The organism is Enterobacter sp. 118C5 (genome assembly GCF_034107645.1).
Classification (GTDB): domain Bacteria; phylum Pseudomonadota; class Gammaproteobacteria; order Enterobacterales; family Enterobacteriaceae; genus Enterobacter; species Enterobacter nematophilus.
This window is the reverse complement of the sequence record NZ_JAWNEU010000013.1, coordinates 1-25,724: the sequence shown is the minus strand read 5'-3', so window position 1 is coordinate 25,724 and position 25,724 is coordinate 1. Positions and strand designations below refer to the sequence as shown.

Annotated in this window: 25 protein-coding genes; 5 read left to right on the top strand and 20 right to left on the bottom strand. The window is 57.7% G+C overall.

Going from position 1 to position 25,724, the window contains the following annotated elements:
- Window positions 1-53: 53 nt before the first annotated feature.
- The 5 genes from livF to livK are packed head-to-tail and all read right to left on the bottom strand — an operon-like array spanning window position 54 to window position 4,889.
- Entirely contained in the window at window positions 54-767 is a 714-nt protein-coding gene (gene livF / locus UTO39_RS18110; protein ID WP_061099567.1) for a high-affinity branched-chain amino acid ABC transporter ATP-binding protein LivF, read from the bottom strand.
- 1 nt (window position 768) lies between these two features.
- Complete coding sequence (livG, locus tag UTO39_RS18105) at window positions 769-1,536, bottom strand: high-affinity branched-chain amino acid ABC transporter ATP-binding protein LivG (protein ID WP_320727745.1); 768 nt, start codon at window positions 1,534-1,536, stop codon at window positions 769-771.
- Window positions 1,533-2,810, bottom strand: a complete 1,278-nt coding sequence (locus UTO39_RS18100) for a high-affinity branched-chain amino acid ABC transporter permease LivM (protein WP_061099569.1) — start codon at window positions 2,808-2,810, stop codon at window positions 1,533-1,535. Before UTO39_RS18100 ends, livG begins: the two co-directional genes overlap by 4 nt.
- Window positions 2,807-3,733: a high-affinity branched-chain amino acid ABC transporter permease LivH gene (gene livH, locus UTO39_RS18095; RefSeq protein WP_028015147.1), complete on the bottom strand. Its 927-nt coding sequence runs from the start codon at window positions 3,731-3,733 to the stop codon at window positions 2,807-2,809. The genes UTO39_RS18100 and livH overlap by 4 nt, the downstream gene beginning before the upstream one ends.
- Window positions 3,734-3,779: 46 nt before the next feature.
- The gene (gene livK, locus UTO39_RS18090; RefSeq protein WP_320727744.1) at window positions 3,780-4,889 is read right to left on the bottom strand and encodes a high-affinity branched-chain amino acid ABC transporter substrate-binding protein LivK; all 1,110 of its coding nucleotides are present in this window, start codon (window positions 4,887-4,889) and stop codon (window positions 3,780-3,782) included.
- A gap of 424 nt (window positions 4,890-5,313) precedes the next feature.
- Between livK and panM the strand changes: the two genes are divergently transcribed.
- The gene (gene panM / locus UTO39_RS18085; RefSeq protein WP_320727743.1) at window positions 5,314-5,703 is read left to right on the top strand and encodes an aspartate 1-decarboxylase autocleavage activator PanM; all 390 of its coding nucleotides are present in this window, start codon (window positions 5,314-5,316) and stop codon (window positions 5,701-5,703) included.
- A gap of 109 nt (window positions 5,704-5,812) precedes the next feature.
- Here panM and livJ read toward each other — a convergent pair whose 3' ends face one another.
- The 6 genes from livJ to ftsY form a co-directional block, all read right to left on the bottom strand.
- A complete protein-coding gene (gene livJ, locus UTO39_RS18080; protein WP_151412697.1) occupies window positions 5,813-6,913 on the bottom strand; it encodes a branched chain amino acid ABC transporter substrate-binding protein LivJ in 1,101 nt (366 codons plus the stop codon).
- 197 nt (window positions 6,914-7,110) lie between these two features.
- Entirely contained in the window at window positions 7,111-8,376 is a 1,266-nt protein-coding gene (locus tag UTO39_RS18075) for a 4-aminobutyrate--2-oxoglutarate transaminase (RefSeq protein ID WP_253540351.1), read from the bottom strand.
- A 136-nt stretch (window positions 8,377-8,512) separates the two neighbouring features.
- The gene (rpoH, locus tag UTO39_RS18070) at window positions 8,513-9,370 is read right to left on the bottom strand and encodes an RNA polymerase sigma factor RpoH (protein ID WP_028015143.1); all 858 of its coding nucleotides are present in this window, start codon (window positions 9,368-9,370) and stop codon (window positions 8,513-8,515) included.
- Window positions 9,371-9,621: 251 nt separating this feature from the next.
- Window positions 9,622-10,677, bottom strand: a complete 1,056-nt coding sequence (ftsX, locus tag UTO39_RS18065; RefSeq protein ID WP_080329942.1) for a permease-like cell division protein FtsX — start codon at window positions 10,675-10,677, stop codon at window positions 9,622-9,624.
- Window positions 10,664-11,335, bottom strand: coding sequence for a cell division ATP-binding protein FtsE (gene ftsE, locus UTO39_RS18060; protein ID WP_003861525.1), 672 nt, complete (start codon window positions 11,333-11,335; stop codon window positions 10,664-10,666). Before ftsE ends, ftsX begins: the two co-directional genes overlap by 14 nt.
- A 2-nt stretch (window positions 11,336-11,337) precedes the next feature.
- Window positions 11,338-12,798 (bottom strand): signal recognition particle-docking protein FtsY, encoded by a 1,461-nt coding sequence (gene ftsY, locus UTO39_RS18055; RefSeq protein WP_320727742.1) that lies wholly within the window; start codon window positions 12,796-12,798, stop codon window positions 11,338-11,340.
- 127 nt (window positions 12,799-12,925) lie between these two features.
- Here ftsY and rsmD point away from each other — a divergent pair, with 127 nt between their 5' ends.
- Complete coding sequence (gene rsmD, locus UTO39_RS18050; protein ID WP_320727741.1) at window positions 12,926-13,528, top strand: 16S rRNA (guanine(966)-N(2))-methyltransferase; 603 nt, start codon at window positions 12,926-12,928, stop codon at window positions 13,526-13,528.
- Window positions 13,518-13,793 carry a DUF1145 family protein gene (locus UTO39_RS18045; RefSeq protein ID WP_320727772.1) on the top strand — a complete coding sequence of 92 codons (276 nt, stop codon included), beginning with the start codon at window positions 13,518-13,520 and terminating at the stop codon, window positions 13,791-13,793. The genes rsmD and UTO39_RS18045 overlap by 11 nt, the downstream gene beginning before the upstream one ends.
- 60 nt (window positions 13,794-13,853) lie before the next feature.
- Here the strand turns inward: UTO39_RS18045 and UTO39_RS18040 are convergent, their stop codons facing one another.
- A complete protein-coding gene (locus UTO39_RS18040; RefSeq protein WP_320727740.1) occupies window positions 13,854-14,210 on the bottom strand; it encodes a DUF2500 domain-containing protein in 357 nt (118 codons plus the stop codon).
- A gap of 129 nt (window positions 14,211-14,339) precedes the next feature.
- Between UTO39_RS18040 and UTO39_RS18035 the strand changes: the two genes are divergently transcribed.
- Together UTO39_RS18035 and zntA are read left to right on the top strand one after the other, a co-directional pair.
- Entirely contained in the window at window positions 14,340-14,966 is a 627-nt protein-coding gene (locus UTO39_RS18035) for a lysoplasmalogenase (RefSeq protein ID WP_013099145.1), read from the top strand.
- Between the two features lie 76 nt (window positions 14,967-15,042).
- On the top strand, window positions 15,043-17,214 hold the full coding sequence (gene zntA / locus UTO39_RS18030) for a Zn(II)/Cd(II)/Pb(II) translocating P-type ATPase ZntA (RefSeq protein WP_320727739.1): 2,172 nt from the start codon (window positions 15,043-15,045) through the stop codon (window positions 17,212-17,214).
- Window positions 17,215-17,296: 82 nt separating this feature from the next.
- Here zntA and UTO39_RS18025 read toward each other — a convergent pair whose 3' ends face one another.
- The 8 genes from UTO39_RS18025 to malK form a co-directional block, all read right to left on the bottom strand.
- A complete protein-coding gene (locus tag UTO39_RS18025; protein WP_061099577.1) occupies window positions 17,297-18,583 on the bottom strand; it encodes a TRAP transporter large permease in 1,287 nt (428 codons plus the stop codon).
- 10 nt (window positions 18,584-18,593) lie between these two features.
- Window positions 18,594-19,103, bottom strand: coding sequence for a TRAP transporter small permease (locus UTO39_RS18020; protein WP_061099578.1), 510 nt, complete (start codon window positions 19,101-19,103; stop codon window positions 18,594-18,596).
- 12 nt (window positions 19,104-19,115) lie between these two features.
- Window positions 19,116-20,087 carry a TRAP transporter substrate-binding protein gene (locus UTO39_RS18015; protein ID WP_041911564.1) on the bottom strand — a complete coding sequence of 324 codons (972 nt, stop codon included), beginning with the start codon at window positions 20,085-20,087 and terminating at the stop codon, window positions 19,116-19,118.
- A gap of 200 nt (window positions 20,088-20,287) precedes the next feature.
- Complete coding sequence (gene ubiA, locus UTO39_RS18010; RefSeq protein ID WP_080329933.1) at window positions 20,288-21,157, bottom strand: 4-hydroxybenzoate octaprenyltransferase; 870 nt, start codon at window positions 21,155-21,157, stop codon at window positions 20,288-20,290.
- A gap of 12 nt (window positions 21,158-21,169) precedes the next feature.
- Window positions 21,170-21,667 (bottom strand): chorismate lyase, encoded by a 498-nt coding sequence (ubiC, locus tag UTO39_RS18005; RefSeq protein WP_014882105.1) that lies wholly within the window; start codon window positions 21,665-21,667, stop codon window positions 21,170-21,172.
- Window positions 21,668-21,846: 179 nt separating this feature from the next.
- Window positions 21,847-22,800 carry a maltose operon protein MalM gene (gene malM / locus UTO39_RS18000; RefSeq protein ID WP_061099580.1) on the bottom strand — a complete coding sequence of 318 codons (954 nt, stop codon included), beginning with the start codon at window positions 22,798-22,800 and terminating at the stop codon, window positions 21,847-21,849.
- 113 nt (window positions 22,801-22,913) lie between these two features.
- On the bottom strand, window positions 22,914-24,269 hold the full coding sequence (locus tag UTO39_RS17995; protein WP_320727738.1) for a maltoporin: 1,356 nt from the start codon (window positions 24,267-24,269) through the stop codon (window positions 22,914-22,916).
- Between the two features lie 71 nt (window positions 24,270-24,340).
- Window positions 24,341-25,450 (bottom strand): maltose/maltodextrin ABC transporter ATP-binding protein MalK, encoded by a 1,110-nt coding sequence (malK, locus tag UTO39_RS17990; RefSeq protein WP_028015130.1) that lies wholly within the window; start codon window positions 25,448-25,450, stop codon window positions 24,341-24,343.
- Window positions 25,451-25,724 lie beyond the last annotated feature (274 nt).

The following is a 25,724-nucleotide window of genomic DNA, read 5'->3' as shown; positions in this document are numbered from 1 at the left end:
GGAGAGGGAGCAAACACTAAAAAAGGCAACTTTCGTTGCCTTTTTGTTTTTACCTATCCGCCCAAATACGCGCTCCGCACCGCTTCGTTCGCCAGCAGCGCATCGCCGGTATCCTCCAGCACCACGCGGCCGTTCTCCAGCACGTAACCGCGGTCAGCGAGCTTCAGCGCCTGGTTGGCGTTCTGCTCGACGAGGAAGATAGTCATTCCCTCTTTACGCAGCTGCTCGATGGTGTCGAAAATCTGCTGGATGATGATAGGCGCCAGGCCGAGCGACGGTTCATCCAGCAGCAGCAGGCGTGGCTGGCTCATCAGCGCGCGGCCAATCGCCAGCATCTGCTGCTCACCGCCGGACATGGTGCCGGCGCGCTGGATGCGGCGCTCCCACAGGCGCGGAAAGAGTTCGTATACCCATTTTATGCGGGTCTGGTATTCATCCCTGTGAGCAAAGAAGCCGCCCATCGCCAGGTTCTCTTCCACCGTCATGCGGGAGAAGACGCGGCGCCCTTCCGGGACAATCGCCACCGCCTCGCGCATGATTTTTGCGGTCTGCCAGTCGGTAATGTCTTTATCATCAAACACAATCCGCCCGCTGGTGGCGCGCGGGTCGCCGCACAGAGTGCCGAGCAGCGTGGTTTTGCCCGCGCCGTTGGCACCAATCAGGGTGACGATTTCACCCTGATTGATGTGCAGGCTGACGTCGTGCAGCGCCTGGATCTTGCCGTAGTGCGCGTTGACCTTGTCGAACGTTAACATCGCTTTTTCCATCTTATGCCTCACCAAGGTATGCGCGGATCACGTCCGGGTTATTGCGGATCTCTTCCGGCGTGCCGTTTGCCAGCGGCGTGCCCTGGTTTACCACGTAGATACGGTCCGAAATACCCATCACCAGCTTCATGTCGTGCTCAATCAGCAGGATGGTGGTGTCGTGACTATCGCGCAGCTCGGCAATCAGCTCGTCCAGCTCTTTGGTCTCTTTCGGGTTGAGGCCCGCCGCCGGTTCATCGAGCATCAGGATTTCCGGCTGGGTCACCATGCAGCGCACAATCTCCAGGCGACGCTGGTCACCGTAGGCCAGGTTGCTCGCCTGACGGTTGGCGTGCTGCAGCAGGCCGATGCGGTCGAGCCAGGTGGCGGCGCGGTCGAGCGCCTCCTCCTGCGTGCGGCGGAAGGCCGGGGTTTTCAGCAGGCCGGAGAACAGCCCGGTTTTCAGCTGCTGATGCTGAGCCACCAGCAGGTTCTCAATCACCGTCATCTCGCGGAACAGACGCACGTGCTGGAAGGTACGCACCACGCCCATGCGGGCAATCTGCTGGCCCGACAGCCCTTCAAGATGCTGGTCGCGCAGCATGATGGTGCCGCCCGTCGGCTTGTAGAAGCCGGTCAGGCAGTTAAAGACCGTGGTTTTCCCCGCCCCGTTCGGGCCAATCAGGGAGACAATCTCTTTCTTGTGCAGATCCAGATTCACGTTGTTGACCGCCAGCAGGCCGCCAAAACGCATCATCAGACCGTTAACGGATAATAATGGCTGACTCATGCCTGCTCTCCTTTCGCTTCCGCACTCTTAAGCTTCAGCTGTGGACGCGTCATCGGCAGCAGACCCTGCGGACGCCAGATCATCATCAGCACCATCAAACCACCCAGCATCAGCATGCTGTATTCGTTAAAGTCGCGCATCAGCTCGCGCGAAACCACCAGCAGAATGGCCGCGAGGATAACGGCGAACTGCGATCCCATCCCGCCGAGCACCACAATCGCCAGCACAAAGGCGGATTCGGCAAAGGTGAACGATTCCGGGCTGACGAAGCCCTGACGTGCGGCAAACAGCGTTCCGGCGAAACCGGCAAACGCGGCGCTGATGGTGAACGCGGTCAGCTTGATGCGGGTCGGGTTCAGGCCCAGCGAGCGGCAGGCGATCTCATCTTCACGCAGCGCTTCCCACGCGCGGCCCAGCGGCATGCGCAGCAGGCGGTTGATCACGAACAGGGTAATCACCACCAGCAGCAGCGCCACCAGGTAGAGCCAGATCACGCGGTCGGACGGGTCATATTTGATGCCGAAGAAGTTGCTGAAGGTATCCCAGCCGCCTTCGCGGGCGGTACGGCTGAACTCCAGGCCAAAGAAGGTCGGTTTCGGGATCTGGCTGATGCCGTTCGGGCCGCCGGTCACTTCGGTGTTATTCAGCAGCAGGATACGGACGATTTCGCCGAAGCCCAGGGTCACAATCGCCAGGTAGTCACCGCGCAGGCGCAGCACCGGGAAGCCGAGCAGGAAGCCCGCGGCGGCAGAGACCAGCCCCGCCAGCGGCAGGCAGGTCCAGAAGCCGAGGCCGTAGTAGTGGTTTAGCAGCGCGAAGGTGTAGGCACCGATGGCGTAGAAGCCGCCGTAGCCCAGCACCAGCAGGCCAGACAGCCCCACTACCACGTTCAGACCCAGGCCGAGGATCACGTAAATCATGGTCAGGGTGGCGATGTCCACCGTGCCGCGCGACACCATAAACGGCCACGCTACGGCGGCCACCAGCAGCGCCACGAGGAACAGCTTCTGCTTAACGGTAGAACCGTCGATCGCCGGCAGGACGAATTTCGGTCCGGAGACATTTTTCAGCGTCTTCTGGAACAGCGGACGCAGCAGCTGGAACAGGAACACCACGGCGGTGCCGATAAACACCCACTGCCAGCGAATATCAGCTGCAGTATCGACAACGAGCTTGGTGCCATTCAGCTCAAGCTGGACGCCCATAAAGACGCTGGCCAGCACGAAGAACATGGCAGCAGAGAGCAGCGCCATTGCAAAATGCATCGGTTTCATACTTTCTCTACCTCCGGACGGCCCAGAATACCGGTAGGCATAACCAGCAGAACCAGAATCAGCAGGGCAAACGACACCACGTCTTTATATTCCGTACTCAGGTACGCCGAGGAGAGCGCTTCCGCCACGCCCAGGATCAGGCCGCCGATCATCGCGCCCGGAATACTGCCGATGCCGCCCAGTACCGCCGCGGTGAAGGCTTTCATCCCGGCCATAAAGCCGATGTACGGGTTGATTACGCCGTAGAACTGGCCGAGCAGCACACCTGCGACGGCAGCCATCGCCGCGCCAATCACGAAGGTCAGAGCGATCACGCGGTCGGTGTTGATGCCGAGCAGGCTCGCCATCTTCAGGTCTTCCGCGCACGCGCGGCAGGCGCGTCCCATGCGGGAGTAGCGAATGAACAGCGTCAGGGCGAGCATGGCGACAAAGGTCACGACCCAGATCACCAGCTGCATAGTGGTAATAGAGGCAGAGAAGTTTTCGCTGGCGCCCACAATCCACTGGCCGTTAAACAGGCTTGGCAGCGCCACGTCGCGCGAACCTTCGGTCAGGCTGACGTAGTTTTGCAGGAAGATGGACATCCCGATGGCGGAGATCAGGGCAATCAGGCGCTTGGAGCTGCGCACCGGCCGGTAGGCCACGCGCTCAATGCTCCAGCCGTAGGCGCTGGCAATCACAATCGCGCCGACAAACCCGGCGGCGACCAGCAGCCAGCTGCTGTCGATGCCCATCATCATCAGCGCGGCGATAATCATAAAGGAGACGTAGCTACCGATCATGTACACCTCGCCGTGGGCGAAGTTGATCATGCCGATAATGCCGTAAACCATCGTGTAACCGATGGCGATCAGCGCGTAGGTGCTTCCCAGCGTGACGCCGTTAAACATCTGCTGCAGGAAATAGAGAAACTGCTCGGACATATGCAAACCTTTTTATACCCGCCCGGTGAGCCGGGCGGTGGGATAATTATTTGGCGACCGAGGACGAACCGTCGGCGTGCCACTTAAAGACACCAAACTCAAATCCCTTCAGATCGCCTTTCTCATCCCAGTTCAGCGGCCCAATCACGGTGTTCACCCCGTGCGCTTTTAAATCTTTCACCAGATCCAGCGGCTCTTTGCTGCCGGTACGATCCAGGGCCGTCGCCAGAGACTGCACGGCCGCGTAGGTGATCCAGACGTATGGACCGCTCGGATCTTTCTTCTGCGCCTTGAGCGCATCTACGATAGCCTTGTTGGCCGGATCCTGGTCATAGCGTTTTGGCATCGTTACCAGCATGCCTTCGGCAGAATCCCCCGCGATGTTTGACAGGGAGGCGTTGCCCACGCCCTCTGGCCCCATAAACTGGGTTTTCAGACCGGTGGCGCGCGCCTGGCGCAGCATTTGCCCCATTTCCGGGTAGTAGCCGCCGTAGTAGACGAAGTCGATGTTCTCTTTTTGCAGACGGGCGATCAGCGCGGAGAAGTCTTTCTCACCGGCGGTAATGCCGTCAAAGAAGACGATGTTCGCGCCGCCTTTTTTCAGGCCGTCCTGCACGGAACGCGCCAGGCCCTCGCCGTACTGCTGTTTGTCATGAATGATGGCAATACGCTTAGGCTTAACGGTGTCGAGGATGTATTTCGCTGCGGTTGGCCCCTGGGAGGAGTCCAAACCGGCGGTACGCATGATGTGCTGATAGCCGCGCTGGGTCAGCTCCGGGTTGGTGGCACCCGGAGTGATCATCAAAATGCCTTCGTCTTCGTAGATATCGGACGCGGGCTGGGTGGAGGATGAGCACAGGTGGCCGATGACGTACTGGATGCCGTCGTTGACGATTTTGTTGGCGACCGCAACGGCCTGTTTCGGATCGCAGGCGTCGTCATACTCCACGCCCACCAGCTTGTCGCCCTTGATGCCGCCTTTGGCGTTGATGTCTTTGATGGCCTGACGCGCGCCGTTAAACTCCATGTCACCCCACTGGGCAACAGGGCCGGACATCGCACCGACTACCGCCACTTTAATCTCTTCCGCCATGGCCGCATGCGAGATCGCCAGTGCAACCATTCCCGCGATAAATGTCTTCGCGTTCCTTTTCATCTCAGAATCCCCATTCGTGATGTCGTGTTTATATTTTGTTTTATTATGGTTAAAAAGCATTCTGTACTTTTAATGAACAACGCTATTTTTACCAGTGCCTTTAATGGTTTAGCGCAGTTTTTTGTCAAAAACCAGACTAAAATCTCTATTTTTCAGGCGATTAAGGAAAGATAATATTCTGAAATCAGGCAGAGATAAACAAATAAAAGTGCAGTTTGCAGCATAAAATAACGGTACAAAGCGCCGAATAAATCGCTGCCATTCAGGTTAAAATTCTGCTTATTTTTCGATCCATGTGTTTTCACACTGCCCATTGCATTGCTAAAAAACTAATCACCTGGTTAATGAGAATAAAAAGAGGAAGCCGCTGAGTGAATAAATTGAGTACACTGCCTCTACTCAATTTGATTTGGACAAGCTGCTAATGAAACTGACTATCGTGCGTCTGGTGACCTTTAGCGACCAGGATCATATCGACCTGGGCAAGATCTGGCCGGAATATTCCCCTTCGTCGCTGCATGTTGACGAGAACCACCGCATTTATGCCGCGCGCTTCAACGAGCGCCTGCTGGCCGCGGTTCGCGTGACCCTGAGCGGCACGGAGGGAGCGCTGGATTCGCTGCGCGTGCGTGACGTGACCCGTCGTCGCGGTGTGGGACAGTATTTAATTGAAGAAGCGATCCGCGAAAACCCGAACGTGAACTCATGGTGGATGGCCGACGTGGGCGTGGAAGACCGCGGCGTGATGGCGGCATTTATGCAGGCGTTAGGGTTTACGGCGCAGGAGAGCGGGTGGGAGAAGCGTTTGGGGTGATTTGTGCGGGGTGATGTGTGCGGTGCGGCCTGATGCCCTCACCCCGGCCCTCTCCCACGGGGAGAGGGTGCAAACACTAAAATGGCAACCTTACGGTTACCATTTGCTTTTATTTTGCGTCAGTAGCAGTACCGTTAGCATGCCAGTCAAACACGCCGAATTCGAAGCCCTTCAGGTCGCCCTTCGCGTCCCAGGACAGCGGCCCCATGACGGTTTCGACCGTGTTCGCTTTCAGCCAGGTGGCAATCTCAGCCGGATCGGCTGACTGGTTCAGACCCGCCTGCAGAGACTGCAGCGCAGCGTAGGTGGTCCAGACGAACGCGCCGCTTGGATCCTGTTTCTTCGCCTTGATGGCATCTACGATAGGTTTGTTCGCAGGGACCTGGTCGTAGTTCTTCGGCTTGGTCACCAACAGACCTTCAGCAGATTCACCCGCGATGTTAGACAGGGAAACGTTCGCCACGCCTTCCGGTCCCATGAACTGGGTTTTCAGACCCGCCGCACGCGCCTGGCGCAGGATCTGGCCCATTTCCGGGTGGTAGCCGCCGTAGTAAACGAAATCGATATTCTCTTTCTTCAGACGCGCCACCAGCGTGGAGAAGTCTTTCTCACCGGCGGTGATCCCGTCAAAGAAGACCACGTTGGCATTGCCTTTTTTCAGACCGTCCTGCACCGCACGGGCCAGGCCTTCGCCATACTGCTGTTTGTCGTGAACAATCGCGATACGCTGCGGCTTCACTTTATCCAGGATGTACTTAGCCGCCGTTGGGCCCTGATCGGAGTCCAGACCGGTGGTGCGCAGGGTCAGCTTATAGCCGCGCGCGGTCAGCTCTGGTGCAGTTGCGGCCGGGGTGATCATCAGAATGCCTTCGTCTTCGTAGATGTCAGACGCTGGCTGAGTGGAAGAGGAGCACAGGTGACCGATAACGTATTTGATCCCGTCGTTGACCACTTTGTTCGCCACCGCGACCGCTTGCTTCGGGTCACAGGCATCATCGTATTTTACGATCTGCAGTTTTTCGCCCTTGATGCCGCCCTTGGCATTAATGTCTGCAACCGCCTGTTCAGCGCCCGTAAATTCCTGGTCGCCGTACTGTGCTACCGGACCGGACATTGCGCCCACCACGGCCACTTTAATATCTGCCTGCGCCATGGTGCTGAATGCCAACGCGATACATCCTGCCAGTAACGCTTTACCCTTCATGTTCATCCTGAGATTCCCCATTATTATGGTTATTACGATTGTTGTGATGTTGTTGTGCAGCGCTTTATTTCAGTTATTGGTGTGCTGTTCGCGCTTTTTCAGCATACTCTGCTAAAACATACCCCATTTTTATGATTTTGGAATAGCTAATTTGAAATGAAAATATGATAAGCCCGACAGGATTTAACGCCGGGCTGGCGGCTTTAACGTGTCAGCGACGCGAAGATAATGTCCAGCGCTTTACGGAACTGCGCTTCGGGGATGGTAAGCGGATAAAGGAAGCGGATCACGTTGCCGTAAACGCCGCAGCTCAGGAGCAGCAGCCCTTCGTTCAACGCGCGTTCCTGCACCTGCCGGGTGAATTCCGGCGACGGTTGTCCGGATTGCGGATCGTTAAACTCTACCGCCACCATCGAGCCCTGGGCACGGATGTCGGCGATGAACGGGCAGTGTTCCTTCGCTTTGTTGAGCACTTCTACCAGATGATGGCCGAGATGCGCCGAGCGCGTGCAGAGATCTTCCTCGTCAATCACGTCCAGCACCGCGTGGGCCGCGGCAATCGCCAGCGGGTTACCCGCGTAGGTACCGCCCAGTCCGCCAGGCGCGGGCGCGTCCATCACCTCGGCGCGGCCCGATACCGCTGAGAGCGGCATCCCGCCCGCGAGGCTTTTCGCCATGGTGATCAGGTCCGGCTTCACGCAGTGGTGCTCCATCGAGAACAGCTTGCCGGTGCGGGCGAAGCCGCTTTGCACCTCGTCGGCAATCAGCAAGATACCGTGGGTATCGCACAGGGCGCGCAGAGCCTGCATAAAATCAGCGGGCGCGATGTTGAAACCGCCCTCCCCCTGAACCGGTTCGAGAATAATGGCCGCCACCTGGTCTGGGGCGATATCCGCTTTAAAGATGCGTTCCAGGCTTTTTAATGCTTCCGCCGTGCTGACGCCGTGCAGTTCGTTCGGATACTGCGCGTGATACACAGAGCCGGGGAACGGGCCGAAGCCCAGCTTGTACGGCGCGACCTTACCGGTCAGCGCCATGGTCATAAAGGTACGCCCGTGGAACGCGCCGCCAAAGGCGATCAGGCCTGGGCGTCTGGTGTACGCGCGGGCAATTTTGACCGCGTTTTCGACCGCTTCAGCGCCCGTGGAGAAGAAGGCGGTTTTGGCAGGGCCGTCAATCGGCACGCGCTGGTTGATGCGCTCGGCAAGCGCGACATAGCCTTCGTACGGCACAATCTGGTAGGCCGTGTGGGTAAACGCGTGGAGCTGTTTTTCAATAGCGGAGATGACTTTGGGATGGCGATGGCCGGTATTCAGCACCGCGATCCCGGCGGCGAAGTCGATATACTCATTGCCTTCCACGTCCCACACCGTGGCGTTTTCGGCTTTGTCGGCATAGAAGTTACACATCACGCCGATGCCGCGCGGCGTCGCCTGTAAACGCCGGTCGTTCAGTTCGGTATTTTTCACCCTGTCCCCCTGAGAAAGTCGCCTGCTTAGCGCATCAGTAAGTGTTTGCCAGGGGGAGGGAATTCGCCAGAGCGGGCGCTAAAAAAACAAAACCCCCGGACTCGCATCCAGGGGTTCTCGGTGTACTTCGCGGTAATTACGCTTCGATAGCGGCGCGAAGTTTTTTCATGGCGTTCTTCTCAAGCTGACGGACACGTTCCGCAGAAACGCCGTAGCGGTCGGCCAGCTCCTGCAGCGTGGACTTGTTGTCTTCATCCAACCAGCGGGCGCGGATAATGTCCTGGCTACGTTCGTCGAGACCTTCCATCGCATGGGTCAGCTTGTTCGCGGCCTGATCTTCCCAGTTGTCCTCTTCAATGCCGTCGGCAAAGTTAGAGGTTTTATCCTGTAGATACAGAACCGGTGCCATCGGCTGGCTGTCGGATGCGTCGTCGTCGGAGGACATATCAAAGGTCATGTCCTGCGCGGCCATACGGGATTCCATCTCACGGACGTCTTTACTGGATACACCCAGCTCGCGCGCCACCATTTCCACTTCATCCTGATTGAACCAGCCCAGACGCTGCTTGGTTTTACGCAGGTTGAAGAACAGCTTACGTTGCGCTTTTGTCGTGGCGACCTTCACGATACGCCAGTTGCGCAGCACGTATTCATGAATTTCTGCTTTGATCCAGTGCACGGCGAAGGAGACCAGTCGCACGCCCACTTCCGGGTTAAAGCGACGTACAGCCTTCATCAGGCCGATGTTACCTTCCTGAATCAAGTCCGCCTGCGGCAGGCCATAGCCCGCATAGTTACGAGCAATGTGAACAACAAAGCGCAGGTGAGACAGGATCAGCTTTTTCGCTGCTTCCAGATCGCCCTGGTAATGCAGCTTTTCAGCAAGCTCCTTTTCTTCCTCGGCCGTTAACATCGGCCAGGTGTTCGCAGCCCGGATATAAGATTCCAGGTTACCAACAGGGGCTAAAGCTAAAGTTTGCATTTCTTTGGTCATTCATTCCTCTCAATGTTTCTTCTGGTCCAGGCTGTCCCCGTCAGGCAACAACCATGCCAAAGCGTTTGAGCAACGAGATTAGCATTCACTCTTTTATCAGACAGTGATTTTATCCACAAGTTCCAGGTGCAATGGTGAATAAATTACGCACAAAATGTGACATGGAGATGATAACAGGGGAAGAGACAACAGGGACGCTTTCCCTGCAGAGCGAACATCTCGGTGCAGGGAAAGATTATATCACGCTTTTATTAGTCGGGAGTAAAGTGGCGTAAATGTTGAACCGTTGCCAGCCATGCGGCAATCCAGCCGATCATGGAGCACACCAGCAGCAACAGCAGGCACTCATCGAAGCCTAACCCACTGATATCAAACTTAGTTCCGAAAACCTGCGCCACTTCAGTGACGGCAGACGAAAGCCGCATCACCAAAATTTCTGACAATATCAGTGAAAGAAATGCGCCAGAGAAACCGAGCAGTGCGCCACCGTAAAGGAACGGACGCAGGATGAAACCATCCGTTGCGCCAATCAGTTTCTGGACGTTGATGGTATCGCGGCGCGCGAAGATGCTCAGACGCACGCTGTTACCGATGACGAGGAACACCGCCGCCACCATCAGCACGCCGATCATCGCCGACACGCGTCCCACCAGCCCGGTCAGCGCCGCAAGACGGGCAAACCAGCTGTCGTCCATGCGCACTTCATCGATCCCGTTGATGCGGGTGATGCGGTCGCGCAGGGTATTCAGCGAATCGGTGCCCTGGAAATCAAGCTTCGGGATCACCACCGCCACGGCGGGCAGCGGGTTCTCTTCCAGCATGTCCAGCGCGCCGCCAAAGCCTGACCAGTTACGGAACTCGCCCAGCGCTTCATCGCGCGAGAGATAGTTGACCTTTTCCACGCCCTGCTCGGCCTGGATTTGCCCGACCACCTGCGCCGCCGCGTTATCGTCGAGCGCTTTATCCAGATAAACGGTGATCTGCGGTGACGGATAATACTGCGACGCCGCCTGGTTAACATTCTTATAGACCATGTAGCAGACGCTTGGCAGCGTCAGGGAGATGGCAATCACCATCACCGTCAGGAACGTCGCCAGCGGCTTGCTTTTCAGGTCCTGCAGCGCGCCGTGAAAGGCGTAGCGCACCTGCTCGTTAAACACGTTGGTCTTGCGGGAAGCCGGCTTCGGCGCCGCTTTCTGGCGCTTAGGCGCATTACGATTGCCGTCACCGCCGCCCTGCGGCTTACGGAAACGGTCAAACCGGTTCCCGAACTGCCGAATCTGGTTCATTGCATCACGCTTGTTCACCGTGGCCTCCGTGCAAATGCCCGTCGCTCAGGGTCAGCATGCGGTACGAACGGCGGGAAATCAGCCCCATATCGTGCGTCGCCATCAGTACCGTTACCCCTACGCGGTTGAATTCCTCAAACAGACGCAAAATCCCTTCGGACAGGGCATCGTCCAGGTTACCGGTCGGTTCATCCGCCAGCAGTACGGCAGGCTTGTTCACCACCGCGCGGGCGATGCCCACGCGCTGCTGTTCACCGCCGGAAAGCTGGATCGGGAAGTTTTTCGCTTTGTCCAGCAGCCCGACCTTGTCCAGAGCCGCAGAGACGCGACGGCGGATATCGTCATAGCTGGCGCCGGCAATAATCAGCGGGATCGCCACGTTATCGAAAACGGTGCGATCCATCAGCAGGTGGTGGTCCTGGAAAATCATGCCGATCTGACGACGCAGAAACGGCACTTCACGGTTTTTCAGACGGCTAATTTCGTGGCCGCTGAACCAGATTTTCCCGGCGCTTGGCCGTTCGATCCCACAGATAAGCTTGAGCAGGGTACTTTTCCCCGCGCCGGAATGGCCGGTCAGGAATGCCATCTCGCCTGGCTGCAGGTGGAACGTCACCCCCTGCAGCGCTTGTCTCCCACCGAGATAGGCCTTGCTGACGTGTTCAAAGCGAATCATTGTTAGTCCTCTCGGGCAAATAATGCCTCAATAAAGTCGTCCGCCTTAAACGGACGCAAATCCTCAATACGCTCGCCCACACCGATGTAGCGGATAGGAATGCCGAACTGGTCGGCCACGGAGAAGATCACTCCGCCTTTCGCGGTGCCGTCCAGCTTGGTCAGCGTGATCCCCGTCAGCCCTACCGCTTCATGGAACAGCTTCGCCTGGCTAATGGCGTTCTGCCCGGTGCTGGCGTCGATAGTCAGCATAATTTCATGCGGTGCATCTTCGTCCAGCTTCTTCATGACGCGAACGATTTTCTTCAACTCTTCCATCAGGTGCGATTTGTTCTGCAAACGCCCTGCGGTGTCGGCAATCAGCACGTCCACGTTGCGCGACTTCGCCGCCTGGATGGCGTCGAAAATCACGGATGCGGAATCCGCACCGGTGTGCTGGGCAATCACCGGAATGTTGTTGCGCTGGCCCCATACCTGGAGCTGCTCAACCGCTGCCGCACGGAAGGTATCGCCCGCCGCCAGCATCACCGATTTACCCTGCTGCTCAAACTGGCGCGCCAGCTTGCCGATGGTGGTGGTTTTACCCACGCCGTTGACGCCAACCATCAGAATAACAAATGGCGTTTTGCCTTCAATATTAAGCGGTTCGTCAACTTTTGCGAGAATTTCGCCCATCTCGTCTTTCAGCAGGCCGTACAGCGCCTCGGCGTCGCGCAGCTGCTTGCGGCTCGCCCCTTCGGTCAGGTTGGCGATGATCTTACGGGTGGTCTCCACGCCGACGTCCGCAATCAGCAGCTGTTCTTCCAGCTCTTCAAAGAGATCGTCGTCGATCTTCTTGCCGCGGAACAGACTGATAAATCCGGAACCTAAGTTTTCTTTGGTTTTGAGCAGGCTACGCTTCAGGCGCGCGAAGAAACCTTCTTTGGTCGGTTTTTCCTGCTCCTGCACGATCTCTTCTTCGGCCTGCTCTTCCACCGGCACGACGATTACCGCTTCTTCAGCCGCTTCCGCCGCCAGCGCCTGGGCTTCCAGCTCTTCGTCGGTCAGCTCTGGCTCAAGTGCCGCTTCTTCTTCCACCGCCTCAACGATTTCAACGGTTTCCGCTTCGGCCTGCCACTCTTCGGCAGACACCTCTTCGGCGTTGACCTCTTCCGGCAGCGGCAGCTCTTCGTGTTCGATTACAGCCTGCGGCGCCTCGGTAACGGCTTCGATGACGACAGGTTCTGGCTTCTCGCTCTCCTGAACCTGCTCAGTGACCTCAACCACCTCTTCAGCAAAGGACTCGATCTCTTCTTTGCTGTGGGCAGGCTCTTCCGCTTCGACAACCGCAGCGGTTTCTACTGGCGTTTCAGGCTGTGACTGCTCTTCTACAACCTGTTGTTCTTCGGTTTTCTGTTCTGTTTCTTGCTCTTTTTCACCGAAACCCAACCAGGAAAAGAAGCCACGTTTTTTTTGTTTTGCCATCTGCGACTACACTCCTCGCGGCGCTATATACAGGGAAGCTAAAAAAATGATGAAATAGTCTAACACTTTACTTAATTGACATCACCGCCCGCAATCGCAGGGCTATGGTTAACAGAGCTTTCCAGAGATGAAGAAACCCACCCGCGCCCCGGCCGGTCAAATTCGCATTATCGGCGGCCAGTGGCGAGGCCGGAAATTACCGGTGCCGGACAGCCCCGGTTTACGCCCCACCACCGACCGCGTTCGCGAGACGCTGTTTAACTGGCTTGCCCCGTCAATGGTAGACGCCCACTGCCTGGACTGCTTCGCCGGAAGCGGTGCCTTAGGGCTAGAGGCGCTGTCGCGCTATGCTGCCAGCGCCACGCTGCTGGAGATGGAGCGCGGCGTCGCACAGACGCTGCAGCAAAATCTGGCGACGCTGAAGGCGACGAATGCGAAAGTGGTAAATACCAATACGCTGAGCTTCCTCGCGCAGCAGGGCACGCCGCATAACGTGGTCTTTGTCGACCCGCCGTTCCGCAAGGGGCTGCTGGAAGAGACGTTATCCCTGCTGGAGCACAATGGCTGGCTGGCGGATGACGCGCTAATTTATGTAGAAAGCGAAGTGGAAAACGGCCTGCCGCCCGTTCCCGTTCACTGGGATCTGCACCGCGAGAAGGTCGCAGGCCAGGTGGCTTATCGTCTGTATCACCGTCAGGCACAAAGAGGATCCGATGCCGATACTGATTAACCTGGGGCGCTTGCTGATGCTGGGCGTCTGGGCATTTTTGATTTTGAATCTGGTGCACCCGTTCCCGCGCCCGTTGAACATCTTCGTTAACGTGGCGCTGATTTTCACCTCGTTCATGCACGCCCTGCAGATGGTGATGCTGAAAAACGGCCTGCCGAAAGATGGCCCGCCGATGACCGGCTGGCAGCAGCTGCGGGTGTTTATTTTCGGCGTGTTTGAACTGCTGGTGTGGATGAAGAAGTTTAAGGCGCAGGTGAAGAAGTAAGGTGCGGCCTGATGCCCTCACCCTAACCCTCTCCCACGGGGAGAGGGGACCGTTCGTGCATTATTCCGTCCTGAACCCCTCAAACCGCGCCCCTTTATAGCTCAGGGTGCCTTTCTCCCCTACCGTCAGCTGGTGGTACTGCTGCGCCTCCAGGCGGAAGGTCATCTCCAGGCCGCCCGTTTCTGGCTTAAAGCTCGCTTCATAGCGCATACCGGATCCCGCAGGCGTCACCTGCTGCTGGCGCGAGCGGCGATCGTTAAGCGGCTTCTCGCGCTTGTTCGTCACCACCACGCGCTTTTGCATCAGCGGCGCGGCGTCGTTGTCCGCCTTTTCGCGGCGCTGCTGCACGAAGCGAAACGAGGCGGCAATGACGATAATCGCCACCACGATAATGAAAAACAGCGGCATCTTGCTCATTGAAACATCCCATCAGATTATGCGGAATTCAGGATACCTCGCCTGCCCCGGCATTGCCAAACGCCTGCCCGCGTCACTACACTGGATCAGAAACTGATTATTCAGCCTCAACAGTTACAGGGAGTTAATATGCTTTGGTCATTTATCGCTGTCTGTTTTTCCGCATGGCTTTATGTCGATGCGTCCTATCGCGGTCCAGCCTGGCAGCGCTGGTTGTTTAAACCCGTCACGCTGCTGTTGCTTCTGCTGCTCGCCTGGCAGGCCCCGATGTTTAACGCCATCAGCTATCTGGTGCTCGCCGGGCTGTGTGCCTCCCTGATTGGTGATGCCTTAACCCTGCTGCCGCGTCAGCGCCTGCTGTATGCCGTGGGGGCATTCTTCCTTTCCCATCTGCTGTATACCATCTACTTTGCCAGCCAGATGACGCTCTCCTTCTTCTGGCCGCTGCCGCTGGTGCTGCTGGTGATTGGCGCGCTGCTGATTGCGGTGATCTGGTCGCGTCTGGAAGAGATGCGTCTGCCGGTATGCACGTTTATCGCCATGACGCTGGTGATGGTGTGGCTGGCCGGTGAGCTGTGGTTCTTCCGTCCGACATCTCAGGCGATGTCCGCATTCTTCGGGGCGGCGCTGCTATTAATCGGCAATATTGTTTGGCTGGGCAGCCACTATCGCCGCCGCTTCCGCGCCGATAACGCGATTGCGTCCGCCTGCTACTTTGCCGGGCACTTCCTGATCGTGCGTTCATTGTATATCTAAATAACGCTTGACTCTGGAGTCGACTCCAGAGTGTATGCTGCGGTTAATGAGAAAATTATCATTACCGGAGACTGCCATGTCGACTCCAGAAACACCGAAAAAAGTCCCACAGTTCTCGGCACTTAAGCTCAGCCCGGTTCCGCCGAAAGACGACTGCTGCTGCGAGGGCGCGTGCGAAACGCAGGTCGAATCGCTGCCTGAAAACGGCAATCACTACAGCTGGGTCGTCAACGGCATGGACTGCGCGGCCTGCGCCCGCAAAGTGGAAAACGCGGTGAAGCAGGTGCCGGGCGTAAACCACGTTCAGGTGCTGTTCGCCACCGAAAAGCTGCTGGTCAGCGCCGATAACGACGTCAGCAAACAGGTTGAAGCCGCCGTCAGCAAGGCGGGCTATGCCCTGCGCAGCGAAACGGCCCCTGCCGAACAAACCTCTCCCCTGAAGGAAAACCTGCCGCTTATTACCCTCATCATCATGATGGCCCTGAGCTGGGTGCTGGAGCAGATTAACCACCCGTTCGGCAATCTGGCGTTTATCGCCACCACGCTGGTCGGGCTGTTCCCGATTGCCCGCCAGGCGCTGCGTCTGATAAGAAGCGGCAGCTGGTTTGCCATTGAAACGCTGATGAGCGTGGCGGCCATTGGCGCGCTGTTCATTGGCGCGACGGCGGAAGCGGCGATGGTGCTGCTGCTGTTCCTGATTGGCGAACGGCTTGAGGGCTGGGCGGCGAGCCGGGCACGCAAAGGGGTGAGCGCGCTGATGGCGCTGAAGCCTGAAACCGCCACGCGGGTTAATGAAGGCAAACGTGAAACGGTCGCCATCAACACGCTGCGACCGGGCGACGTGATTGAAGTCGCAGCGGGCGGGCGTCTGCCTGCCGATGGGGCTCTCGTTACCGCCATCGCGAGCTTTGACGAAAGCGCCCTTACCGGGGAATCCATTCCGGTAGAGCGTGCGGCAGGCGAAAAAGTCCCTGCCGGTGCCACCAGCGTTGACCGCCTGGTGCAGCTCAAAGTCCTGTCCGAGCCGGGCGACAGCGCCATCGACCGCATCCTGAAGCTGATCGAAGAAGCCGAAGAGCGCCGCGCGCCGGTCGAACGCTTTATCGATCGCTTCAGCCGGATTTACACCCCCGCCATCATGCTGGTTGCCCTGCTGGTTACCGTGATTCCACCGCTGTTTTTCGGCGCGCCGTGGGAGGGCTGGATTTATAAAGGGCTGACCCTGCTGCTGATCGGCTGCCCGTGCGCGCTGGTGATCTCCACGCCCGCGGCGATTACCTCGGGGCTGGCGGCGGCGGCACGTCGCGGGGCGCTGATTAAGGGCGGCGCGGCGCTGGAACAGCTGAGCCAGGTTCAGCACATCGCCTTCGATAAAACCGGCACGCTGACGGTTGGCAAGCCGCAGGTCACCGGCGTCTATCCGCAGGACATCAGTGAAGACGAACTGCTGATAATGGCCGCCGCCGTTGAGCAGGGTTCAACTCACCCGCTGGCGCAGGCGATAGTGCGTGAAGCGCAGGAGCGCGGTCTGGCTATCCCTTCGGCAACCGCCCAGCGGGCGCTGGTCGGGTCTGGGATTGAGGCCGTCGTCGACGGCAAAAAGGTGCTGATTGTCGCGGCGGGCACGTCCTCCCATCCACAGGTTGAGGCGTTAGAGCAGGCCGGGCAGACGGTCGTTGCCGTGATGCAGGACGGCGTGGCGAAGGGCATGCTGGCACTGCGCGACACCCTGCGCGATGACGCCAAAGACGCGGTAGCGGCGCTGCATCAGCTGGGCGTACAGGGCGTGATCCTCACCGGCGATAACCCGCGCGCGGCGGCCGCGATTGCCGGCGAGCTTGGGCTGGAGTTTAAGGCTGGATTGTTGCCAGCGGATAAGGTCAGCGCGGTAACCGAACTGAACAGCCGCGCGCCGCTGGCGATGGTCGGTGACGGGATTAACGATGCCCCGGCGATGAAGGCCGCAACCATTGGCATTGCGATGGGCAGCGGCACCGACGTAGCGCTGGAGACGGCGGATGCGGCGCTGACGCACAACCGCCTGACCGGGCTGGCGCAGATGATAGATCTTGCGCGGGCGACGCGCGCCAATATTCGCCAGAACATCGGCATTGCGCTGGGTCTGAAGGGGATATTTCTCGTCACCACGCTGCTCGGTTTGACCGGGCTGTGGCTGGCGGTGCTGGCAGATACCGGGGCGACGGTGCTGGTGACGGCGAACGCGCTGCGATTATTGCGCCGTCGGTAAAAACGCCGGGCAGGTTGGGTCGGGGTGCGGCCTGATGCCCTCACCCCAACCCTCTCCCACGGGGAGAGGGAGAAGGGCGGCGTCACTGCATCCCTAACACCCCCGGCAGCCATAATGAGATCGCCGGAATATACGTAATCATTCCCAGGATCAGGAGCAACATGCCGTAAAACGGCAGCATCGCCCGCACGACGTGCTCGATCTTCTGCTTGCTCACCGCGCTCGCCACGAACAGCACCGACCCGACCGGCGGGGTGATCAGCCCGATCCCCAGGTTAACCATCATGATCATCCCGAAATGCACCGGGTCGATCCCCAGCGAGTTGGTCACCGGCAGCAGAACCGGGGTCAGGATCAGGATGATCGGCGCCATGTCCATCAGGGTGCCGATCAGCAGCAGCATGATGTTGAGATACATCAGGATCACGTACTTGTTATCGGAGAGCGACGTGAAGAACTCGGTGATGCGCATCGGCAGCTGCATGTAGGTCATCACCGCGCCAAACGCCGCGGCAAAGCCAATCAGAATCATCACGATGGTGACCGTTTTGACCGTGCGGCACATCAGCTTCGGCAGTTCATTCCACTTGTAGTCGCGGTAGATAAACATGGTGACGAAGAACGCCCACAGGCAGGCCACGGCGGCGGATTCGGTGGCGGTAAATATCCCGGACAGGATCCCGCCGAGGATAATCACCACCGTCATCAGTCCCCACAGCGCGTCGAGCATGATTTTCAGCGCCTGCCTTAACGGAATTCGCTCCCCTTTCGGATAGCCGCGCTTGCGGGCGAAGCACAGGCAGAGCGCCATCAACCCCATACCCAACAGCAGACCCGGCAGCACGCCCGCGATAAACAGCGTGGCGATGGAGACCGTGCCCCCCGCCGCCAGGGAGTAAATTACCGAGTTGTGGCTGGGCGGGATCAGAATCGCCTGCACCGACCCGCTGGCCGTGACCGCCGCCGCGTATTCGCGCGGATAGCCCTTCTTCTCCATCTCCGGGATCATCACGCTGCCGATGGACGCCGTATCCGCCACCGACGAGCCAGAAATCGCGCCGAAGAAGGTCGAGGCGACGATGTTCACCAGCGACAGCCCGCCGCGAATGAAGCCGACAAACACGTAGGCGAAATTCACCAGCCGCCGGGCAATGCCCCCTTCCGCCATGATCGCCCCGGCGAGAATGAAGAACGGGATCGCCAGCAGGGTAAATTTGTTCACCCCGCTGGTGATCTGGATCATCAGCGCCTCCAGCGGCAGGTCAATCCACAATGCCCCCGCCACGGCGCTCAGGCCGACGGCAAAGGCCACCGGCATCCCCAGCGCCAGCAAAATGGCGAGGGTGAATAACAAAACAAAAGCATCCATCGTTCACCCCTTAACTGTGATTGCCGATCAGCACGACCGGACGGTTTTCCTGTGAACCAAACAGCAGGCGTTCAAGCACAAACAGGATCAAAATCGCCGAGCCGATCGGCAGCGGCAGGTAGCTTTCGCCGGAGGTCAGGATCGGGAACTCCGCCACCGGCTGCTCCCACAGCTCGACGCACAGCCAGTAGCTGTACCAGCACATCAGGCCGGAGATCAGCAGCATCAGCAGATCAACCACCCGCGCGCACAGCCGTTGCAGCGACGCGGGCAGACGGTCGGTGAGCATATTGACCGCAATGTGCGACCCGGCGCGGTAGCTCACCGCCGCGCCGATGAAGGTGAACGTCACCATGCAGATAATGGCGATCGGCTCCGGCCAGGATTCGCCGCGATTGAGCACGTAGCGTGAAAAGATGCCGATGGGGATGACAATCGTCATCACCAGCAGCGAAATGCCCGCCACCGCCATGGCGAGCAGGTACAGACGGTCCATCCACTTCAGGTAGAGTTCGGACATACGTGCTCCGGCTTACTGGACGTCAGCGATGGCTTTCATCAGATCCTGATGCTTGTCGCCATACTGGGCGCGCACCGGCTCTGTGGCCTTGATGAATACCGTCTTATCGATATCGTGGAACTGCACGCCGCCCGCCTTCATTTTCGCCAGCGCCTGGTCGTTATACGCATTCCACAGCTTGCGCTGTTCGAACTGCGCTTCACGGGCCAGGGTCAGGATTTTTTGCTGCTCATCAGCGCTCAGTTTGTCCCATTTCACTTTTGAATAGAGCAGCATTTCCGGGGTGATAAAGTGACCGCTGAGGGTGTAGTTTTTAGCAACCGGCATGTAGTTGTGGGCGATAAAGGTGGGCGGGTTGTTCTCCGCGCCGTCAATCACGCCGGTCTGCATGCCGCTGTACACCTCGCTAACGCCCATCGCCACCGAGTTCGCCCCCATGTCCTTCAGCGTGGCGAGCGCCACCGGGCTGCCCTGCACGCGGATTTTCTTCCCTTTCAGATCTTCCGGCTTCACGATCGGCTCTTTGGTGATGAGGTTACGGGTGCCGGAATCCATCCAGCCGAGGAACACCAGGCGGGATTTCGGGTTCGCGGTCAGCTTGTCGCCGATCTGCTTGCCGATATCCCCGTCGATCACCTTGTGCATGTGGTCCTCATCGCGAAAAACGTACGGCAGCGTGAAGACTTCGATATCCGGCAGGATGGCGGCAACCGGCGCCATGGAGACGCGGATCATGTCAATCGCCCCCATCTGCGCCTGCTCAATCATCTGCTTTTCATCCCCCAGCACGCCGCCGGGGAAGACCTTAATCTCCAGCTTGCCGTCGGTTTGCTGTTTGAGTTTTTCACCCATGTGCTGAACCGCGACCACGTTCGGGTAGCCTTCAGGATGCACATCGGCGGCTTTGATAGTTTGGGCAGAAACGGTGCAGGCAAAAGCAGACAGGCACAGCGCGGCCAGTAACGGCTTGAGGGTCGTTTTCATTGAGTCAGCTCCAGGGTAGTGATGTCAGCGTTAAAACAGTGTTTTATTTTTTTACGCTTAGAAAATAGACTAGCCCGGGAGAAGCGTAGGTGAAGCGCCTCACAAAAGCGCGAATTTATGAAACGATGGTTTAAATTTGTGAGGGCGGTAGTGCCGGGTAACGATGCGGTCATACCCGGCGGGGCATGACCGCGCGTCAATCAGGAAAAATAGCTCATGACCAGCCCTAAAAACAGCACCAGACCGACATAGTTATTGTTCATAAACGCTTTAAAGCAGGCTTCGCGTTCGCGTTTTGCAATCAGCTTCTGCTGGTAGGCAAACAGCAGCCCGGCCACCAGTATCGACCAGTAAAATTCCCAGTTAAGCCCGTTCAGGCGCGCAATCGCGACCATCAGCGCCAGTACCGCAACCTGCAGAATGCCAATGATAAGTTTGTCCTGGCGTCCAAAGAGAATGGCGGTGGATTTAATGCCAATTTTCAGGTCGTCGTCGCGGTCAACCATCGCATACTGCGTGTCATACGCCACGGCCCAGAGGATGTTCGCCAGGAACATCAGCCAGCAGCTAAGCGGTAAGGACTCACTAACTGCTGCAAACGCCATCGGAATCGACCAGCCAAACGCCGCCCCCAGCACCACCTGAGGCAGATGGGTATAGCGCTTCATAAAGGGGTAAACCCAGGCCAGAGCGAGCGCCGCGACGGACAGCAGAATCGTCATGGTGTTCAGGGTTAACACCAGCAGGAAAGAGAGCAGCACCAGAACGATGAACAGCACGCGGGCTTCTTTTCCGGTCACCTGGCCGCTGGGTAGCGGACGGTTGGCAGTACGCTTTACGTGGCCGTCAAATTTACGATCGGCATAGTCATTCACCACGCAGCCCGCCGCGCGCATCAGCCAGACGCCGGCAACAAACACGCCCAGGATCCACAGCGGCGGCACGCCAGGCGTAGCCACCCACAGCGCCCATAAGGTCGGCCACAGCAGCAGCAACGCGCCAATGGGTTTATCGGTACGCATTAAGCGGTGATACGCCAACAGCTTATTCTGCGTCAGGCTCCACTCCATTTTTTCTTCCTCTTAGTACAACGGTGATGCCGGTAAAAATAGCTCCGTCAGGATTAACGGCTTACCGCTCAGGCGAAGGCGGGAACGGCGCCCCCAAAGTTCGGCATCACGCCCAATCTCAATGAAATCCCTGGTCAGCTCAGACGAGGTGAAAAGATAGCGTCCCAGCGGCGTTTTCCCCAGCCGCTGCAGCGCCAGTTCGGGCCCGGACAGGGTGGACTCGGGTACCACCGTGCGCCCGGCAAGCCAGGGTTCGCCATCGGCACAAAGCAAAATTTCGCGCAGCCAGTAGCGTTCCTCTTGCGGTAACAGCGGCAGCTCGCTGGCGATCTCATCGCCGGAGACAAACCCTTCCTGTATCAGGGTCACCGTGACCGTTTTACCCTGTTGTTCAAAACGTTTCGTCATGGAATCTTCCAGCAGCAACCAGTCCAGCTGCTGCGGATCAAGCGCAGGTATTTGGTCGAAATAGCGCAGCGCACGCAGTTGCGTTAGCGCGGGGTGTGACATGCCAGACTCTCCGATACATAACGTAATGGCATTGTATCGCAGAAAAGGACATTGAGGGGGGCCAAACGTTATTTAACGATCACTATCGCAACATGGGCGCAACAGCCTGGCGAATACGAAAAAAAGTGCGCCCACTCAGGCGCACTAAACTACTAACAAATCAGCACTGTGGGGAACGGTCACCCCTTGCCTTTTACACTGCTGATAAAGGTGGAACGGGCAGTGGTTGAACCTAAACGTTCGGCTTCATCAAGCAGTTTCAGCGCTTTATCGACATCGCCGCGCTTCACCGCCTGCTTAATGGCGTTGTTGAAGTATTCTTCGGTGTCGTTCAGCACGGGCTCGGCTTTCTTCGCCGGGGCTGGCGCTGCGGCGGCGACCGGTGCGGCTGCCGTGGCAGCAGGCGCGGCGTAAGCAGGTGCAGCCGTATTGCCCACGGTAACAGGGCCGTTACCGGAGGAGCCAAACAGCGGGCCGACCAGCACGCTGGAACCGCTGTTCGTCTTCACCTTCAGCTTTAACGTTCCGTCGGTGACGTGACGGGCGATCGGGTCCGGAATATCCGGAACCGCGTTGCCGGTGCCTTTTGCGTAGGCCTTAGCCGGATCGAGCAGCGTGGTGGTCTTCTGGAGATCCTGCTCGGTGGTAAAGACCAGCACGTAGAGTTTTTGCTGGCCCAGCGCAGGCGTCAGGCGCATGACGCCTTCCAGACGATCGGCGCTCATCACGCCGGGTTCCTGATAGGTAAAGTATTCACTTGGGAAAAAGGCTGACGGCGTCATGTTCTGATCGAGAATCAGCACGTTAGGCGCAAATACGCTCGTCTGCTTGTTGACTTCACTGGTCAGGGTAATGGCCAATTCACCGATATTGGCGGGTACGCTATACGCAGCGACCGGGCCGGTAATACCCGGTACATTAAGCGACTGGCCGCCCGTTGAGAGCTGGGTGGTCTGGGTTTTAGACTGATCGACAGGCGTCCAGACAAGCTGTTGCAGTGCCGCTGTTGGAATAGCTGGCGCAGATGTTGTGTTTTGCGGAACGAAGTTGACGTTAGCGAGCGTTACGGCAGGCGCGCTTGCCAGCAGCCCTGCGGATAAACAAAGGGCAAGGAGAGTTTTGTTCATTTTCATTGTTATCACCTCAAAATGCACAGGTTCAGCGGTAGCCAGGCAATAGCGCGCCGTCCCAAGGATTGAGGGGCTTGCGCCCCTCAGTTTGGTCATTACGTCAGGTTAAGACGGGATTACCACCAGATTTCCATCTGGGCGCCGAAGGACCACTCGTCGCTGTCACCGCGGCTGGTCGTGTTGAAGCCGGAATTATTGGCGGCGGCGTATTTCAGTACATCATCACCATCTTTGATGTAACCCCACTTCTCATCCCACTTAGCGTAGGTTGCAAAGATACGCAGCGCCGGACGAGACCAAATGCTGTCGCCAGCCTGCCACTGTTGTGCCAGGGTAATTTTGTACTGGTTGTTACGATCGCCTGTCTGCTGAGACTTGACGTTGTCGTAACCTACTTCCAGCAGGGTGCTCATGATTGGCGTCCATTTGTACATTGGACGAACGCCCACGGTCCACCAGTCGGTACCCAGGTCGTTATCAAGATCCAGTTTCTGGTACATACCGACGTACATCAGATCCCATTTATCGCCCAGGGAGATGGCACCGTGATCCAGCACGCGCCACAGCTTACCGTTGTTATTGATGTAGTCATCAACAAAGTGGGTAACCGTGCCATCGTCATTTTTAATATCGAAGGTAGAACCGTAGGTACCTTGTGAAACGCCTTTACCCTGAGTGGTCATCGCGTCCGTTGCATACTGAATAACGAACTTGTTATAGCCTTTCAGCATGCTCTGGGTGTGTTCAGCGGTGAACATCCAGCCGTCTTTCGACGCGCCGTCTGCATAGCTATAACCATCAGTTTTATTGGAACGTCCATAGTCGACGCCCAGTTCCAGAGTACCGTTCGGGTTGGTCTCCAGACCCGCCAGACGCATATCAAACACGTCGTTCGCAGTATCTTTAGATTTGTCGTAGATATTCTGGCTGCTAAAGGTGTAGGAACCACCCGCTTCCTGAGAACGGGTCGCTGCCAGAGACAGTTTACCGAAGCCCAGATCGACGTTTTCGATACCCGCACCAGGACCTGAAATATCCCAGTAGTAGAAGTCGATCATGTGGACGTCATGACGCTGATAGAAGCGCTTACCGGCCCAGATGGTGGAACCTGGCAGCCATTCGATCAGGTTTTTACCCTGCACGTTAGCTTCACGGAACGCCGGGTCAGTGGCTTCCCAGTCGTTCTGCTGCGCCACGGAGTACGCTACGTTGGTGTCGAAGTAGAAGCTCTTGTCACCTTCTTTCCACACTTCCTGGCCCAGCTTCAGTTCCGCATAGGTTTCACATTCGTTACCAAGACGGTATTTACTTTGGGCACCGGTTGCCTGGAAGCACTGCTGTTCGCCGCCACTACCCGTCCAGCCGATACCGGAACGAGCATAACCATGGAAATCCACGGCCAGCGCCTGAGCAGACATTACGCCCGCTGCGACGGCAACTGCCAGAGGAAGTTTGCGCAGAGTAATCATCATTCTATCTCCTGAGATCATTGCTTTTCTTTGAACACTTCACCTGTCGGTTTCGTGTCTTCTTTTGGGATTGCTTAAACGCCTGGCTCTTTATGCAGCCGACGACATGCTGTGCCATCCTCACGGAACAGATGGCAACGCTCTGGCGGCAAGCCGATAGCGAATGTGGCACCCTCTTCTACCAACACCACGTCATTCTGGCGGTAGACCAGGTTCTGACGGATGGCGGGGATCTGGATATGAATCTGTGTTTCGTGACCAAGCTGTTCAACGACCTGAACTTCACCTTCCAGCGTCACATCCGCAATGTGGCTTGGCAGTAGATGCTCAGGACGGATACCGAGGGACATATTTGCCCCTACCTGTACGTTGGCGCTGTCCACCGGCAGCCAGACTTGCTGGCGGTTTGGCAGCTCCACCTGTACCTGTTCAATGGCTGTCGCCGTCACTTTGACGGGCAGGAAGTTCATCTTTGGCGAGCCAATGAAGCCCGCAACAAAGCGGTCTGCCGGGTAGTGATAGAGCTCCAGCGGTTTGCCCACCTGCGCTACGCGACCGGCATCCAGCACCACGATCTTGTCGGCCAGGGTCATCGCTTCGACCTGATCGTGGGTGACGTAAATCATCGTGCGGCCAAGGCGCTTGTGCAGACGGGAGATTTCGATACGCATCTGGACGCGCAGGGCGGCATCCAGGTTAGAGAGAGGTTCATCGAGCAGGAACACGCGCGGCTCGGCCACCAGCGTACGGCCAATCGCCACACGCTGACGCTGACCACCGGAAAGCGCTTTCGGTTTACGCTCCAGCAGGTGCGCCAGCTGCAACACTTCCGCCACCTGCGTGACGCGCTGGTTAATGACCTCTTTTTTCGCCCCGGCCAGCTTCAGGCCAAAGGACATGTTCTCTGCAACGGAAAGATGGGGATAAAGCGCATAAGACTGGAACACCATGCCTACACCGCGTTCGGCTGGCGGGATGTCGTTCATTCGGGTATCACCGATCAGCAAATCGCCGCTGGTGATGGTTTCAAGACCGGCAATCATACGCAGCAGAGTAGATTTACCACAGCCTGATGGGCCCACAAACACCACAAACTCGCCTTCAGTGATGTCCAGATTGATGTCTTTCGACACCACTACGTCGCCCCAGGCTTTCGTTACATTACGCAGCTGTACGCTCGCCATGCCCTTCTCCCTTCGTTACAACCTGTCACCGACAGAAACATTCAAGATAAGTTCACTATGGGGTATCCATTACTTTCGTGAATCCTCCACCCCCCGGCTTTTTTATGGGGGAGGAGGCGGGAGGATGAGAGAGCAGGCTCTGCGACCGCAGCCGGGGGGCTGAGGCGAAATTCGTGAAGCGGCCTGCAAAATTCGGTGGGTTTTTATGTGCGCCAGCACTCATAACTTAAATTTATGCAACGGAGATCACACAAACGGGGGGTGGGGCGTAGGG

Coding starts and splice junctions, on each gene's coding strand:
- livF (WP_061099567.1), bottom strand. CDS start 767: ATGGAAAAAGCGATGTTAACGTTCGACAAGGTCAACGCGCACTACGGC.
- livG (WP_320727745.1), bottom strand. CDS start 1,536: ATGAGTCAGCCATTATTATCCGTTAACGGTCTGATGATGCGTTTTGGC.
- UTO39_RS18100 (WP_061099569.1), bottom strand. CDS start 2,810: ATGAAACCGATGCATTTTGCAATGGCGCTGCTCTCTGCTGCCATGTTC.
- livH (WP_028015147.1), bottom strand. CDS start 3,733: ATGTCCGAGCAGTTTCTCTATTTCCTGCAGCAGATGTTTAACGGCGTC.
- livK (WP_320727744.1), bottom strand. CDS start 4,889: ATGAAAAGGAACGCGAAGACATTTATCGCGGGAATGGTTGCACTGGCG.
- panM (WP_320727743.1), top strand. CDS start 5,314: ATGAAACTGACTATCGTGCGTCTGGTGACCTTTAGCGACCAGGATCAT.
- livJ (WP_151412697.1), bottom strand. CDS start 6,913: ATGAACATGAAGGGTAAAGCGTTACTGGCAGGATGTATCGCGTTGGCA.
- rpoH (WP_028015143.1), bottom strand. CDS start 9,370: ATGACCAAAGAAATGCAAACTTTAGCTTTAGCCCCTGTTGGTAACCTG.
- ftsE (WP_003861525.1), bottom strand. CDS start 11,335: ATGATTCGCTTTGAACACGTCAGCAAGGCCTATCTCGGTGGGAGACAA.
- ftsY (WP_320727742.1), bottom strand. CDS start 12,798: ATGGCAAAACAAAAAAAACGTGGCTTCTTTTCCTGGTTGGGTTTCGGT.
- rsmD (WP_320727741.1), top strand. CDS start 12,926: ATGAAGAAACCCACCCGCGCCCCGGCCGGTCAAATTCGCATTATCGGC.
- UTO39_RS18040 (WP_320727740.1), bottom strand. CDS start 14,210: ATGAGCAAGATGCCGCTGTTTTTCATTATCGTGGTGGCGATTATCGTC.
- UTO39_RS18035 (WP_013099145.1), top strand. CDS start 14,340: ATGCTTTGGTCATTTATCGCTGTCTGTTTTTCCGCATGGCTTTATGTC.
- zntA (WP_320727739.1), top strand. CDS start 15,043: ATGTCGACTCCAGAAACACCGAAAAAAGTCCCACAGTTCTCGGCACTT.
- UTO39_RS18025 (WP_061099577.1), bottom strand. CDS start 18,583: ATGGATGCTTTTGTTTTGTTATTCACCCTCGCCATTTTGCTGGCGCTG.
- UTO39_RS18020 (WP_061099578.1), bottom strand. CDS start 19,103: ATGTCCGAACTCTACCTGAAGTGGATGGACCGTCTGTACCTGCTCGCC.
- UTO39_RS18015 (WP_041911564.1), bottom strand. CDS start 20,087: ATGAAAACGACCCTCAAGCCGTTACTGGCCGCGCTGTGCCTGTCTGCT.
- ubiA (WP_080329933.1), bottom strand. CDS start 21,157: ATGGAGTGGAGCCTGACGCAGAATAAGCTGTTGGCGTATCACCGCTTA.
- ubiC (WP_014882105.1), bottom strand. CDS start 21,667: ATGTCACACCCCGCGCTAACGCAACTGCGTGCGCTGCGCTATTTCGAC.
- malM (WP_061099580.1), bottom strand. CDS start 22,800: ATGAAAATGAACAAAACTCTCCTTGCCCTTTGTTTATCCGCAGGGCTG.
- UTO39_RS17995 (WP_320727738.1), bottom strand. CDS start 24,269: ATGATGATTACTCTGCGCAAACTTCCTCTGGCAGTTGCCGTCGCAGCG.
- malK (WP_028015130.1), bottom strand. CDS start 25,450: ATGGCGAGCGTACAGCTGCGTAATGTAACGAAAGCCTGGGGCGACGTA.